This window comes from Catellatospora sp. TT07R-123, from assembly GCF_018327705.1.
Taxonomy (GTDB): domain Bacteria; phylum Actinomycetota; class Actinomycetes; order Mycobacteriales; family Micromonosporaceae; genus Catellatospora.
On the sequence record NZ_BNEM01000001.1, the window covers coordinates 4094683 to 4107952 of the forward strand.

General features: G+C 72.4%; 11 protein-coding genes. 5 read left to right on the plus strand and 6 right to left on the minus strand.

What is annotated here, in order from left to right; translation table 11 throughout:
* Window positions 1–4: 4 nt before the first annotated feature.
* Window positions 5–577: a DNA-3-methyladenine glycosylase I gene (locus tag Cs7R123_RS17685; RefSeq protein WP_280517301.1), complete on the minus strand. Its 573-nt coding sequence runs from the start codon at window positions 575–577 to the stop codon at window positions 5–7.
* 42 nt (window positions 578–619) lie between these two features.
* Between Cs7R123_RS17685 and Cs7R123_RS17690 the strand changes: the two genes are divergently transcribed.
* Window positions 620–1495, plus strand: coding sequence for a sterol desaturase family protein (locus Cs7R123_RS17690; protein ID WP_212827851.1), 876 nt, complete (start codon window positions 620–622; stop codon window positions 1493–1495).
* 99 nt (window positions 1496–1594) lie between these two features.
* Here the strand turns inward: Cs7R123_RS17690 and Cs7R123_RS17695 are convergent, their stop codons facing one another.
* The 3 genes from Cs7R123_RS17695 to ndhC form a co-directional block, all read right to left on the minus strand.
* Window positions 1595–2071 (minus strand): SRPBCC family protein, encoded by a 477-nt coding sequence (locus Cs7R123_RS17695; protein ID WP_212827853.1) that lies wholly within the window; start codon window positions 2069–2071, stop codon window positions 1595–1597.
* Complete coding sequence (locus tag Cs7R123_RS17700; RefSeq protein ID WP_212827854.1) at window positions 2068–2595, minus strand: DivIVA domain-containing protein; 528 nt, start codon at window positions 2593–2595, stop codon at window positions 2068–2070. Before Cs7R123_RS17700 ends, Cs7R123_RS17695 begins: the two co-directional genes overlap by 4 nt.
* 170 nt (window positions 2596–2765) lie before the next feature.
* Window positions 2766–3137 (minus strand): NADH-quinone oxidoreductase subunit A, encoded by a 372-nt coding sequence (ndhC, locus tag Cs7R123_RS17705; RefSeq protein WP_212827855.1) that lies wholly within the window; start codon window positions 3135–3137, stop codon window positions 2766–2768.
* A 74-nt stretch (window positions 3138–3211) separates the two neighbouring features.
* Between ndhC and Cs7R123_RS17710 the strand changes: the two genes are divergently transcribed.
* The 3 genes from Cs7R123_RS17710 (at window position 3212) to Cs7R123_RS17720 (ending at window position 8107) form a co-directional block, all read left to right on the plus strand.
* Entirely contained in the window at window positions 3212–4936 is a 1725-nt protein-coding gene (locus Cs7R123_RS17710; protein WP_212827856.1) for a SigE family RNA polymerase sigma factor, read from the plus strand.
* Window positions 4937–5268: 332 nt separating this feature from the next.
* Window positions 5269–7083 (plus strand): 2-oxoacid:acceptor oxidoreductase subunit alpha, encoded by a 1815-nt coding sequence (locus Cs7R123_RS17715; RefSeq protein ID WP_280517314.1) that lies wholly within the window; start codon window positions 5269–5271, stop codon window positions 7081–7083.
* Window positions 7076–8107: a 2-oxoacid:ferredoxin oxidoreductase subunit beta gene (locus tag Cs7R123_RS17720; protein ID WP_212827858.1), complete on the plus strand. Its 1032-nt coding sequence runs from the start codon at window positions 7076–7078 to the stop codon at window positions 8105–8107. The genes Cs7R123_RS17715 and Cs7R123_RS17720 overlap by 8 nt, the downstream gene beginning before the upstream one ends.
* A 214-nt stretch (window positions 8108–8321) precedes the next feature.
* On the opposite strand, the gene Cs7R123_RS17725 is transcribed toward Cs7R123_RS17720, so the two are convergent.
* Window positions 8322–9539, minus strand: coding sequence for a hypothetical protein (locus Cs7R123_RS17725; RefSeq protein WP_212827859.1), 1218 nt, complete (start codon window positions 9537–9539; stop codon window positions 8322–8324).
* 247 nt (window positions 9540–9786) lie between these two features.
* Between Cs7R123_RS17725 and Cs7R123_RS17730 the strand changes: the two genes are divergently transcribed.
* Window positions 9787–10317, plus strand: coding sequence for a phospholipase (locus tag Cs7R123_RS17730; protein WP_212827861.1), 531 nt, complete (start codon window positions 9787–9789; stop codon window positions 10315–10317).
* Window positions 10318–10423: 106 nt separating this feature from the next.
* On the opposite strand, the gene Cs7R123_RS17735 is transcribed toward Cs7R123_RS17730, so the two are convergent.
* The gene (locus tag Cs7R123_RS17735) at window positions 10424–13111 is read right to left on the minus strand and encodes an adenylate/guanylate cyclase domain-containing protein (protein ID WP_212827863.1); all 2688 of its coding nucleotides are present in this window, start codon (window positions 13109–13111) and stop codon (window positions 10424–10426) included.
* Window positions 13112–13270 lie beyond the last annotated feature (159 nt).

Consider the following 13270-nt stretch of genomic DNA (forward strand, 5'->3'; position numbering starts at 1 on the left):
CCCATCACAGCGCGGCGCGATGGCAGCCCGCGACGTGGTCGTCGACCATGCCGGTGGCCTGCATCAGGGCGTACGCGGTGGTCGGGCCGACGAAGCGCAGCCCGCGCTTCTTCAGGGCCTTGGCCATCGCCACCGACTCCGGGGTGGTCGCGGGGACCTCGCCCATCGTGGCCGGGCGGGTCCGGGTCGCCGCGTCCGGGGCGTACGACCACAGCAGCGCGCTCAGCCCGCCCTCCAGCTCCAGCGCCACCCGCGCGTTGTGCAGCGTCGCCTCGATCTTCATCCGGTTGCGCACGATGCCGGGATCGGCCAGCAGCCGCTGCTCGTCGGCGGGCCCGAACGCGGCCACCGACGCGATGTGGAACCCGGCGAACGCCTGCCGGAACGCGGGCCGCTTGCGCAGGATGGTGATCCAGCTCAGCCCGGACTGGAACGCCTCCAGGCTCAGCCGCTCGAATAGGGCGTCGTCGCCGTGCAGCGGCCGCCCCCACTCGTCGTCGTGGTACGCGTTGTACTCCGGGGCGCTGCCCGACCAGGCACATCGCGCCAGCCCGTCCGCGCCGATCACCACGCTCACCCTATTGCCCCCTCTGCCATACGCGAATACTCTTCGGAACCCATGGAACTGCCGCACTTCCCGTCTGTCGTGCTGTACTCGGTCCCGCTGTTCATTCTGCTCATGGTCCTCGAACGGGTGTCCTACTGGTTCCATCCCGATTCCGACGAGGTGGGTTACGGCGGCAAGGACACCGCGACCAGCCTGAGCATGGGTCTGGGCAGCCTCGGCTGGGACGTGCTGTGGGGCCTCGGGACCGCGGTCGTCACCAGCGCGGTCTTCCTGGCCACGCCGCTGCGGATCGAGTTCCACTGGTGGGCGCTGCCGCTGTTCCTGATCGCACAGGACTTCTGCTACTACTGGTCGCACCGCGGCCACCACATGATCCGCGTGCTGTGGGCCTCGCACGTGGTGCACCACTCGGCGCAGACGTTCAACCTGTCCACCGCGCTGCGGCAGAGCTGGACCGGCTTCACCGGCTTCCTGTTCTACCTGCCGCTGGCGGCCGTCGGCGTCGACCCGCGCATCACCGCGTTCTGCGGCGGCATCAACCTGGTGTACCAGTTCTGGATCCACACCGAGCGCATCGACAAGATGTGGCGGCCGTTCGAGTTCGTGTTCAACACCCCGTCGCACCACCGGGTGCACCACGCCTCACAGGGCGGCTACCTGGACCGCAACTTCGCCGGCATGCTGATCATCTGGGACCGGATGTTCGGCAGCTTCGCGCCGGAGACCGAGCGCCCCGTGTACGGCCTCACCACGAACATCGCGACCCACAACCCGCTGCGCGTGGCCTATCACGAGTACGCGGCCATCGTCCGCGACCTGCGCACCCGCCGCGTATGGCACTGGCCCGCCACGCTGCTGCGCGGCCCCGGCTGGGCTCCCGCCGAACGGCCCGCCGTACAGGCGATAACCCCGGCCCAGGTCAGCTGACTCAGGCGCCTGCGGCAGGCCTGCGGTAACGCGCCATCCGCGCGGCCAGGGCGGGCAGGTCGACCTCGACCTTCCACGGCAGTCCCGACGAGGATTCACTCACGGGAGGCGGCCGGACTCGACCATTCGGGCGAAGCGCTTCAGGGCCTGCTTGAGGCTGACCTTCGAACCGGGCCACAGCAGCGGCCACGCCACCCGTCCGGCGACCCCGCCGGGCAGGTGGAACCACTCGTGCCAGACGACCTGTGTGCGGTCGCCGGCCATCGGGGTGCAGCGCATGACCCCGGGGCCGCGCAGCACCTTGCCGCAGTGCACGACGCGCACCTCGTACGGCGGGTCGAGCTTCACCACGCGCATCTCGTCGCGCAGCGTCGCCGGCCCGGCGGCGGTCACCGCCTCGATGAGGCTGCCCTCGCCGCCGTCGCCCTCGATCACCCGGACCTTGGTCAGCGGGATCCAGTCGCTCTGGCGCTCCCAGGCCGTGAACGCGGCGTAGACCCGCTCGGCGGGGGCGGCGACGATGATCGTCGCGGTGACCTCGCCGGAGCCGGGTGCGGCCGGGTCGCTCCCGGTCACCGCCGGACCGGCTCGGCGGCGGGCGCCGGGGTGGTCTCCGCCGGGGCGTCGCCGTCGGTGTCGGTGTCGTGCTCGGCGTCGACCGGCTGCGGAGCCTCGTCCTCGACCGGCTCGGCGTCGGATCCGGCGGCGGCCGCGAGCGCTCCGGCCGACGGCACGGACTGGCCCAGCGCCGTGGCCCGGGTGCGGGCGAGCGTCTCGGCGTCCTCGGTGCGGCCTTCGCGCAGCGCGGCGACCTCGGCCTCCAGCACCTGGATCAGCTCGCTCTTGTAGCCGATGTCGTACGCCAGGCGGCGCAGCGTCTGGTCGACCTGGGCCATGCGGTATCCGCGCCAGCCGACGTCGAACGTCGCCGTGGAGATGTCGCCCTCGACGAGGGGCCGATCGGCGGGCAACGGCGTGGCGCGCTCGTCGGGTTCGGCCGGAGTCAGTCCCGGGTCACCCCCGGTGACCAGCGTCATCACCCCGAACACCACGGCGCCCACGGTGAGCGCGACGACGATCAGAAGCAGCAGGTTGCCCATGCCCACGATCGTGGCACGTGTCGCGCTTCAGCGCGACCCTGCCATGCGACCTGTCCGGGCCGATCCGTCCACCCTGTGGGATGACCCCGGAACGGGGTGTGGGATGACCCCGGAACGAGGTGCAGGACGCTCCCAGTAAGCGGTGCGGGACGCCCCCGGGACCGGGCGCCTCAGAGCCAGCGCAGTGCCTGCTTGCGCCAGGCGTAGAGCAGCCCGAGCGCGAGCACGGCCACGAAGAGCGCCATCTCGACGACGACCTTCGCCCCGCCCGACAGGTACACCACGGCCCACGGGAACAGGAACACCGCTTCGACCGCGAACAGGACGTAGAGGTACGCATAGACGTAGTAACGGATGTGCACCTGCGCCCAGCCGCCCTCGACGGGGTCCAGGCCGCACTCGTACGTGTCGAACTTGCCGGCCGCGTCGTTGGGCCGCGACGGGCGCAGCAGGCGGTTGGCGGTGAACGCCCCGCCGAGGATGAGCACACCGACCAGCAGCAGCAGCCCGACGGTCGCGTACGGGCCGAGGTATCCGTCCACGGACGCAGCCTAGCGCTTCCGGTAACGGTTGGGACTCGTGCAACCGGACGCCGGGGCAACGTGTGTGACCCTGCATGACTGTGCCCGTCACCCCGCCCGGCGGCGCCGCCCGCGGCGATCTCGCGCTCGCGCCGCGACCGCGCGCCGACGCGTCCGCCGCCGACTTCGACGCCTTCTACCAGGCCCACTATCCCGGCACCGTGGCCGCGGTGTACGCACTGACCGGCGACCGGGCCGAGGCGCACGACCTGGCCCAGGAGGCGTACTGCCGCGCGTGGCAGCGCTGGGGCGAGCTGTCGCGCTACGACAACCCGGCCGCCTGGGCGTACCGGGTCGCCACCAACCTGGCCCGGTCCCGCTGGCGGCACCTGCGGGTGGCCGCCGCGCACCTGGTGCGCCAGCGCCCCGACGACACCGCGCCGCCCGACCCCGAGCACGTGGCGCTGGTGGCCGCGCTGCGCGAACTGCCCGCCGACCAGCGGCAGGCGATCGTGCTGCACCACCTGGTGGACCTGCCGGTCGGCGACGTGGCCCGGGAGATGGGCGTGCCGACGGGCACAGTCAAGTCCTGGCTGTCGCGGGGGCGGGCGGAACTGGCGGTCCTGCTGGCCGACCCGCAGGCCGGCCGCCGGGCGCCCGCGCCCGAGGTGCGCCGGCGCGGCGAGCAGCAGCGCCGGGTGCGGCGCGGCGCGCTGGCGGGTGCGGTCACGGCCGTGGTCGCGGTGCTGGCGCTGCTCGGGCTCGACCTGTTCGGTCCGCGCGGCCACCAGCCGGTGCCCCCGGCCGAGAGCCCGAGCCCGTCGGTGACCGCGACGCCGAGCCCGTCCGGCCCGGCGGTGCCCGGCCCGAGCCTGCCGCCGCTGGGCCGGCCGGTGGGCGACGACCCGATCGGCCGGGTGGACTGGGGCAGCGCCACGATCGGCGGCGTGCCGGCCCAGCAGGGGTGCGCCTCCGGGCGGCTGGCCTTCCGCAACTCCGGCGAGGGGTACGTCTCCGGCACCGCCTACCCGCGGACCGGCATCTCGCCCGACACGGTCGTATACGGGGACCTGACCGGGGACGGCCGGGCCGAGGCCGTGCTGTACGCGTACTGCAAGAAGGACGCCGAGGACAGTCTGGACGCCGAGGGTCAGCTGCTCGCGGTCACCAGGGACTCCGGCGGGGCGCTGCGGGCACTGGGCTGGGTCGGCATCCGCGGGGCGCTGTTCCCCGGTTTCTGGATCGCGGGCGGTGTCGTCAACGTCGAGATGCACCCCTGGCACCGGGGCCCGGAGGGGCACCGTCCCGGTATGGCGTACGGCTACCGCTGGACCGGCTCGACCTTCGCGGCGGCGGACGTGTCGGCGGCGTACCCCCCGGCGTTTCCGTCCGGACCCGGCCGCGTCCTGGACCTGACCCCGGTCGCCGACCGCGTCCACTGCGGCGGCCTGCCCGCGCCCACGGGGCCGGTCCGGCCCGCCTTCGATGCCGACGGCATCGCCGGTGGCGGCGACCGCACCTGGACGATCGTGCGGGGCGCGCCCTCCAACGGCCCGCACCTGGTGCTGCTCGATCCGGCCGGGCGTCCCTACCTGCTGCTCCAGATCTCGTGCGCGCCCGGCGGCACCGGCGGCGCGGCGCCCGGCGACAACCTGGTGGTGTTCGACGCCGCCGCGGACGGCTGGCGCGCGCTGGCCACGGTGCCCATCGCGGACGGGGAGGGGATCGGCTCCTGGCGGATGGAGCCCGACGGCAGGTTGACGGTGTCGGCGGCCGCTGAGGTCACGTACACGTGGACCGGTCTGGCGTTCGCGCGCTGAGCCCCGGCCCGATCCGCGCGACAAGGTTCGATCCGCGCAACGTGGTTCTTCGTTCGTGTCAGCTTTTGGGATGAGTGAGTGATCTGGGCGACTCGGCACCCGGTGCTGTGTCGCCTTTATCACGTTCATCGCCGGTTTGGCCTGGGCACCCTTGTCACCGCGATTCCCTACCGCCGACGTAGGCTGACCTTAATCGAGACGTAACAGCACACCACCCCAGCAGGAGGTCGCGTCCAGTGGCCGAACAACGTGAGGGCGCCGGGCAGCTCAGCGAGCACCCGGGTCCCGACGAGCACGGGCACCGCGCCAAGGAGGTTCACCAGCTCGACCGGGTGGTGATCCGGTTTGCCGGTGACTCCGGTGACGGCATGCAGCTCACCGGCGACAGGTTCACCTCGGAGACGGCACAGCTCGGCAACGACATCTCGACGCTGCCGAACTTCCCCGCCGAGATCCGGGCACCAGCAGGCACCCTGCCGGGCGTGTCCAGTTTCCAGGTGGCGTTCGCCGACTACGACATCCTCACGCCGGGCGACGCGCCCAACGTGCTGGTCGCGATGAACCCGGCCGCGCTCAAGGCGAACATCGCCGACCTGCCCAAGGGCGGCACGGTCATCGCCAACACCGACGAGTTCACCAAGCGCAACCTGCAGAAGGTCGGCTACGACAGCAACCCGCTGGAGGACGACTCGCTGGCGGGCTGGCAGGTGCACAAGGTCGGGCTGACGAGCATGACCGTCGGGGCGCTGGCCGACCACCCGGTGAGCAAGAAGGACGCCGAGCGCGCCAAGAACATGTTCGCCCTCGGCCTGCTGAGCTGGCTGTATTCGCGCCCGCACGAGTCGACGATGGCGTTCCTGGAGAAGAAGTTCGCCGCGCGGCCCGAGCTGGTCGCCGCGAACAAGGCCGCGTTCGCCGCGGGCTGGAACTTCGGCGAGACCACCGAGGGCTTCGCGGTGCGGTACGAGGTGCCGCCCGCCCAGATGGCCCCGGGCAACTACCGCAACATCACCGGCAACGCCGCGCTCGCCCTGGGCCTGGTCGCGGCGGGCGTGCGGGCGCAGCTGCCCATCGTGCTCGGCGCGTACCCGATCACCCCGGCCAGCGACATCCTGCACGAGCTGAGCAAGCACAAGAAGTTCGGCGTCACCACCGTCCAGGCCGAGGACGAGATCGCGGCGGTCGGCGTGGCGCTGGGCGCCTCGTACGGCGGCGCGCTCGGCATCACCTCGACCAGCGGTCCGGGCGTCGCGCTCAAGAGCGAGACGATCTCCCTGGCCGTGGCGCTGGAGCTGCCGCTGGTGGTCGTGGACGTGCAGCGGGCCGGGCCGTCGACGGGTCTGCCGACCAAGACCGAGCAGGCCGACCTCAGCATGGCCCTGTTCGGGCGGCACGGCGAGGCGCCGGTGGCCGTGGTGGCGGCGCAGTCCCCGGTGGACTGCTTCCACGCCGCCATCGAGGCGTGCCGGATCGCGCTGACCTACCGCACCCCGGTGATCCTGCTGTCGGACGGCTACGTGGCCAACGGCTCCGAGCCGTGGCTGCTGCCGGAGGTCAGTGAGCTGCCCGACCTGCGGGTCGAGTTCGCCACCGGGCCCAACGGCGAGGACGGCAAGTTCTACCCGTACCTGCGCGACCCGAAGACCATGGCGCGGCCGTGGGCGGTGCCGGGCACGCCGGGGCTGGAACACCGGATCGGCGGCCTGGAGAAGGCCGACAAGACCGGCGACATCTCGTACGACCCGGGCAACCACGACTTCATGGTGCGCACCCGGGCCGCCCGCATCGAGGCGATCGACGTCCCCGACGTCGAGGTCGAGGACCCCTCGGGCGAGGCGAAGGTGCTGGTCCTGGGCTGGGGTTCGACGTACGGGCCGATCGGCGCGGCGGCGCGGGCCCTGCGCCAGCGCGACGTGAAGATCGCTCAGGCGCATCTGCGGCACCTCAACCCGCTGCCGAAGAACCTGGGCGAGGTGCTCGCCTCGTACGACAAGGTGGTCATCCCGGAGATGAACCTGGGCCAGCTCGCCCAGGTGATCCGGGCGCGCTACCTGGTCGACGTCGTCGGCTACAACCAGGTCCGCGGACTTCCCTTCACCTCCACCCAGCTGGAGACCATGCTCGAGGAAGTGATCAAGAATGTCTAACGCGGTTCCGGTCCAGCTGTCGGCGAAGGACTTCAAGTCCGACCAGGAGGTGCGCTGGTGCCCCGGCTGCGGTGACTACGCGATCCTCGCCGCGATGCAGAGCTTCCTGCCGGAGCTGGGCATCCCCCGCGAGCGGACCGTCTTCGTCTCGGGCATCGGCTGCTCCTCGCGCTTCCCGTACTACCTGAACACGTACGGCATGCACTCGATCCACGGGCGTGCCCCGGCGATCGCGACCGGCCTGTCGGTGTCGCGACCGGACCTGACGGTGTGGGTGGTGACCGGTGACGGCGACGCGCTGTCCATCGGCGGCAACCACCTGATCCACGCGCTGCGCCGCAACGTCAACCTGAAGATCCTGCTGTTCAACAACAAGATCTACGGCCTGACCAAGGGGCAGTACTCGCCGACCAGCGAGCTGGGCAAGATCACCAAGTCGACGCCGTCCGGCTCCTCGGACGCGCCGTTCAACCCGATCTCGCTGGCGCTGGGCGCCGAGGCCTCGTTCGTGGCCCGGACCATCGACTCCGACCGCAAGCACCTCCAGTCGGTGCTGCGGCAGGCCGCCGACCACCAGGGCTCGGCGTTCGTGGAGATCTACCAGAACTGCAACATCTTCAACGACGGCGCCTTCGACGTGCTCAAGGAGCCCGCGACCCGCGACGACTACCTGATCCGGCTGGAGCACGGGCAGCCGATCACCTTCGGGTCCGACAACCAGCACGTGGTGACCCACCCGGCGGGCAGCTTCGGGCTGGCCGTCGGCGAGGCCGCCGACACCGCCGCGGGTGACGTGCTCGTGCACGACGCCCACGCCGAGGACCCGGCGTACGCGTTCGCGCTGTCCCGGCTGGCCGGGCCCGACCTGCGGCACACCCCGGTGGGCGTGTTCCGCTCGGTGCGCCGCCCGTCCTACGACGAGCTGGTGCGCAACCAGCTCGACGCGGCGAAGGCCAAGGCGGGCGAGCCCGAGCAGGACCTGGCCGCCCTGCTCAACTCGGGCGACACCTGGACGATCCTGTAACCGTCACGCAGCGAACGCGCCCGTGGCCGGGTCTACCGGCCACGGGCGCGTTCGACTTTCCCGCGTCGGCGACCCGCCGTCAGGCGCGCGCGATCCGGCGCCATGAAGCCGAACGCGCCCACACCTCATACGGTGTATCGACACCGTATGAGGTGTGGGCGACAGCGAGGCCCATGTCGCTTCGCGGAGCGATCAGGACAGCGCGACGGGCACGTCAGGCGGTCGCCTTCTTCTCGATCTCGCCGCGCTCGGCGGCGAACTTGGTCTTGATGCCGGCGTAGTTCTGCCCGAAATACATGATCATGCCTAGGCTGCCGTTGTCGGACCACAGGCAGATCGCCACCGGCACCCCATCCGAGGTCCCCTGGCCGCACTGGGCCACCCCGCCGAGCGGCCCCGGCTCCACCTTCTCGAACGTGATCTTGCCGAGCGAGGAGGCGGCTCCCGAGGCGAACTGGTCGAGGGTGGTCTGCGGCGCCGGATTCAGCATCGCGACCGCGAACGCCATGGCCAGGTTCTTCTTCTCCGCCGAGCCGTAGTAGGCCGCCACCGACGAGGTGGCACCGGGCAGCGCGGAGGCGAACCCCGACTTCATGTCGTTGACCGTCTTGGCCAGGCCCGCGTCCGTACTCCTCGCGCGGCCGCCGAGAGTCTTCGGCTCGACCACGGAGGTCTTGTCGGCGTCGTCCAGCTTGTCGGCGACGTCCTCGACGGTGTTCTTGGCCTTGTTGTAGACCCAGTAGCCCGCGGCGCCACCGCCGCCGCACAGCAGCAGCAGGATCACCAGCGTTATCCACAGGCCCTTGCGGGACTTCTTGCGGCGCTTCTCGATGATCGGGTGGCGCCGGCTGCGCTCGGACGCGGCGACATCCTCGCCCCAACCGGGGAAGCCGTCGTCCTGGCGCCCGGCGGGGGCGTAGCCGGGCTGGGCCTGACCCTGCTGTGGATAACCGCCCTGCTGCGCGTAGCCCTGCTGCGGGTATCCGCCCTGCTGGCCGTATCCGCTTTGCTGCCCGTAACCGTCCTGCTGCCCGTAGCCGCCCTGCTGTCCATAGCCATCCTGCTGGCCGTAGCCCTGCTGGCCGCCGTAGCCGCCCTGGCCGTAGCCGGGCTGGGCGGGCTGCTGGCCGTAACCGCCCTGGCCGTACCCCTGCTGCCCGTAACCGGGCTGCTGCTGCGGGTATCCACCCTGCTGGCCGTACTGCGGAGGCTGGCCGTAGCCGCCCTGGCCCTGTCCGCCCTGCGGATATCCACCGGGTTGCTGTGGGTAACCACCCGATTGCTGTGGATAACCGCCTTGTGGGTATCCACCCTGCTGTGGATAACCGCCCTGCGGGGGCTGACCGGGCGGGTACTGGTCCTGGCCGTGCCGGGGACGGCCCTGACCCGGCTGGTCGCCCCAGGGATCGAAGTCGGGGTCGGAGTAGGACATCGGCTCGCCCTCCGGGCAACGTGAGAACGGCGCGGATTCGCACCGGCCAGGGGATCCTAGCGGCACCGCGCCGCCGACGGGACCCGCGCGCGGCCAGGGTCGGGCGCCGGCTGTCCAGTAGCCGCAAGTCAACACTTCCGAAACATCGTTGCAACAGCTAGATTCACCACAACCGATGCACACCCCCCAGCATCGCCCGAGTTGCCCGACGCCCCCCGTGCCGACTCGAAACCCGAGGTGACCCCCCGTGAAGCGCCTCCGCCTGCTGCTCGTGCCCCTCACCGCCCTCGCCGCCGTGCTCGCCGTGGCCTCCCCCGCCGCCGCGGTCACCACCGAGGAGAAGGTGTCGGTCCTGTCCAGCTGGACCCAGACCAGCGCCGCCAGCTACAACGCCTGGAACGCGGCCCGGCAGAACCAGGGCGCCTGGGCGGCGTACGCGTTCAACTGGTCCACCGACTACTGCTCGTCCAGCCCGGACAACCCCATCGGGTTCGACTTCAAGCTCTCGTGCTACCGGCACGACTTCGGCTACCGCAACCACAAGGAGATGGGGCTGTTCGCGGCGAGCAAGGCCCGCCTGGACAGCGCCTTCTACGAGGATCTCAAGCGCAGGTGCGCGACGTACAACGCGATCGTGCGCCCGGCCTGCTACAGCCTCGCCTGGACCTACTACCAGGCGGTGAAGGAGTTCGGCAGCATCGCGGTCAGCGACGCCGAGCTGGCCCGGGCGCAGCGGATGAAGCGCGACGCGATCCGCGCCAACGGCGGCCTGGACTGACCGGGCCGCACCCCTGACAGCCTGCGCGTGCGTCCCGATCCGTCTCCGGGATGCCAGCGCAGGGACGCACCGTCCCGGCGCAGTCGCGCCGGGACGGTCGGGGTGCTCAGGCGGCAGGCAGCTCGGCGAAGCGGCTGGAGTCGGCCGACAGGTCCGGGTGCTCCACCGCCAGCGCCAGCGACGCCGTCTCCCCCAGTGACAACCGGGCTCCCTCGGCGTACGCCTCGTCGAACGCGGCGTCACCCAGCGCCTTGCGCGCCGCATCCTGCTGCGCGGTCCAGTACGCGGCGAAGATCCCCGGGCCGCAGTGCAGCTTCACCGTCGTGAACTCGGCCGCCCCGAACAGCGTCGCCGCGGTCCGCGCGTCGCCGCCCTGCACACAGCGCGCCGCCATCGCCTTGATCGCCACACAGGCGCGCCCGTGGAAGCCGTACGCCATCCGCGAGCGCAGCGCCACCGTCAGGTGCTCGTGCGCGGCCACCAGGTCGCCGCGGCGCAGCGCCACCATGCCCAGCAGCAGGTCCAGCGTGCGGCGGCCGCGCTCGGCCGGACGCAGCTGCTCCAGCTGGCGCGACGCGGCGAGCAGGTCCGCCGCCTCGTCCAGCGCCCCCCGCAGCCACAGCAGCTCGGCCAGGTTGCACACCGCGAACAGCGCGTCGGCGGCCACGTCGTGCCGCTCGGCCCACTCGATCACCTCGCGGCAGGCTGTCTCGGCGTCGGCGGGCTGGCCCGCGTCGCGCAGCGCCCCCGACCGCCCGGCCAGCACCCGCGCCAGCAGCCCGGGGTCGCCCGCACGCCGGGCCGACGCCTCGGCGCGGCGGCTGAACCGCAGCTCCTCGGCGAACTCGCCGTCGACGGCGGCATGCCCGGAATGGGCGTGGTAGACCCGGGCCAGCTCGGCGTCGGGCACCGCCTCGCCGGTCTCCGACAGGCGGGCGTACAGGCGGAACAGCCACAGCCGGCCCTCGCGGGCCAGACCGCGCTCGCGCCACCACTGGTCCAGGCGGCAGGACAGGCGCAGGCCGTCGCGGGCGCTGCCGCCCGTGCCGCACCAGCGCAGCGCGGCACGCAACTCGGCGGCGAACGGGTCGATCGAGTACAGCGACAGCGTCACCGGCTGCCCGTCGGCGCCGTGGTGCATCTCGCGCAGCTCGCTCAGCGCCCAGGCCACGTGCCGGTCCCGGGCGGCGGCCTCCTCGCCCTGCTCGGTCAGCCGCCGCGCCGCGTACCCCCGGATCGGGTCGAGCATCCGGTATGTCGTGCCGTGCGGTCCCGGCTCGGCCTGCACCAGCGACTTGTCCACCAGCACCGTCAGCGGGCAGAGCGGGTCGGCGTCCATCAGCGACTCCACCCCGGACAGGCGCACCGGCCCGGCGAACACCGACAGCCAGCGCAGCAGCCGGGCCGCGTCCTCGGGCAGCGTCCGGTACGACCAGGTCACCGTCGCCTGCATGGTGGCGTGCCGCGGGTGCGCCGCGGCGGTGTGGCCGCCCGCGTCCAGCGCCAGCAGGGGGTCGGCCTCGTCGGCGGTGAGCTCGGCGTGCAGGCGCCCGGCCAGCTCGCCCGCGGACAGCACGCGCAACCGCGCCGCGGCCAGCTCGATCGCCAGCGGCAGCCCGTCCAGCCGGGCGGCGACCCGGGCCAGCCCGGCCAGCTCTGCGGCTTCGACCGGCCGCCCGCCGCGCGCGGCCACCGTACGCTGCGCCAGCAGTGTCACCGCGTCACTGGTGCCGTCCTCGCCCTCGGTCAGCGACAGCGGCGGGATCCGCCACACCAGCTCGCCCGCCAGGCCCAGCGGCTCGCGGCTGGTGGCCAGCACGCTCACCTCGGCCGCCCCGGTCAGCAGGCGCGCCAGCAGCGGCACCACCGCCGACAGCTGCGCCTCGCAGGTGTCGAGCAGCAGCAGCATCCGGCGGGAGCTCAGGAAGTCGACCAGCGTCTCGGTCACCGGGCGGCCCGGTTCGGGCCGCAGGCCCAGCACGGTGGCGACGGTGAACGCCACCAGGCCGGGGTCGGTGACGGTGGCCAGGTCCACCGACCACACGCCGTCGGGGTAGGACTCGACCAGCTCGCCCGCGACCGCGACGGCCAGCCGGGTCTTGCCCGCACCGCCCGCCCCGACCACGGTGACCAGGCGGTGCGCGCCGAGCAGCGCGCCGAGTTCGGCCTGCTCGCTGCGGCGCCCCACGAACGAGGTCAGGTGACTGGGCAGGTTGTGCGGGGCGGCCTGCTCGGTGCGCGGGCGCGGGAAGTGCTGCTCCAGACCGGGCGCGACGAGCTGGTACAGCCGCTCGCGGCCGTCGAAGCCGCGCAGCCGGTGCAGGCCGAGGTCGAGCAGCCAGCCCTCCTCGGGCAGGGTGCACGCGGCCTGGGCGGTCGACGCGGAGAGCAGGATCTGTCCACCGTGGGCGGCGGCGGCGACCCGGGCGGCGCGGTGCACCTCGGGGCTGGCGTACTCACCACCGTGCGGGTGCGCGGTGCCGGTGTGCAGGCCCATCCGTACCCGGGGCTGTGCTTTCGGGTCGTCCCACGGGTGCTGCGCCAGCGCCCGCTGCGCCTGCGCGCAGGCCCGCAGGGCGTGCGCGGCCTCGGCGAAGACGAAGAAGTACGAGTCGCCCTCGGTGAACAGCTCCACTCCGCCCGCGGTGGCGAGCGCAGCACGCAGCACCCGCCGGTGCTCGTGCAGCACCGGCCGGTAGCCGTCGCCGAGCATCTGGGCGAGTCGGGTCGACCCCTCGATGTCGGTGAAGAGAAACGTCACCTGCCCACGCGGCAGGTGTGAACGCTGCGGCACGCGTGGATAACCTCCGCCCCCCTGGAAGTCGCGGTTCATGCTGCCGTACCCCCACCTGCACCGGACATCGTGAGAACGGGTTGATCGAGCCGCCCGAACTGCGGGCGGGTGTCGAGGCATCGCCCCGGGTCGATGCGATCCCCGGCGCGCGCACTGCCA

Coding starts and splice junctions, on each gene's coding strand:
- Cs7R123_RS17690 (WP_212827851.1), top strand. CDS start 620: ATGGAACTGCCGCACTTCCCGTCTGTCGTGCTGTACTCGGTCCCGCTG.
- Cs7R123_RS17700 (WP_212827854.1), bottom strand. CDS start 2,595: ATGGGCAACCTGCTGCTTCTGATCGTCGTCGCGCTCACCGTGGGCGCC.
- Cs7R123_RS17710 (WP_212827856.1), top strand. CDS start 3,212: ATGACTGTGCCCGTCACCCCGCCCGGCGGCGCCGCCCGCGGCGATCTC.
- Cs7R123_RS17720 (WP_212827858.1), top strand. CDS start 7,076: ATGTCTAACGCGGTTCCGGTCCAGCTGTCGGCGAAGGACTTCAAGTCC.
- Cs7R123_RS17725 (WP_212827859.1), bottom strand. CDS start 9,539: ATGTCCTACTCCGACCCCGACTTCGATCCCTGGGGCGACCAGCCGGGT.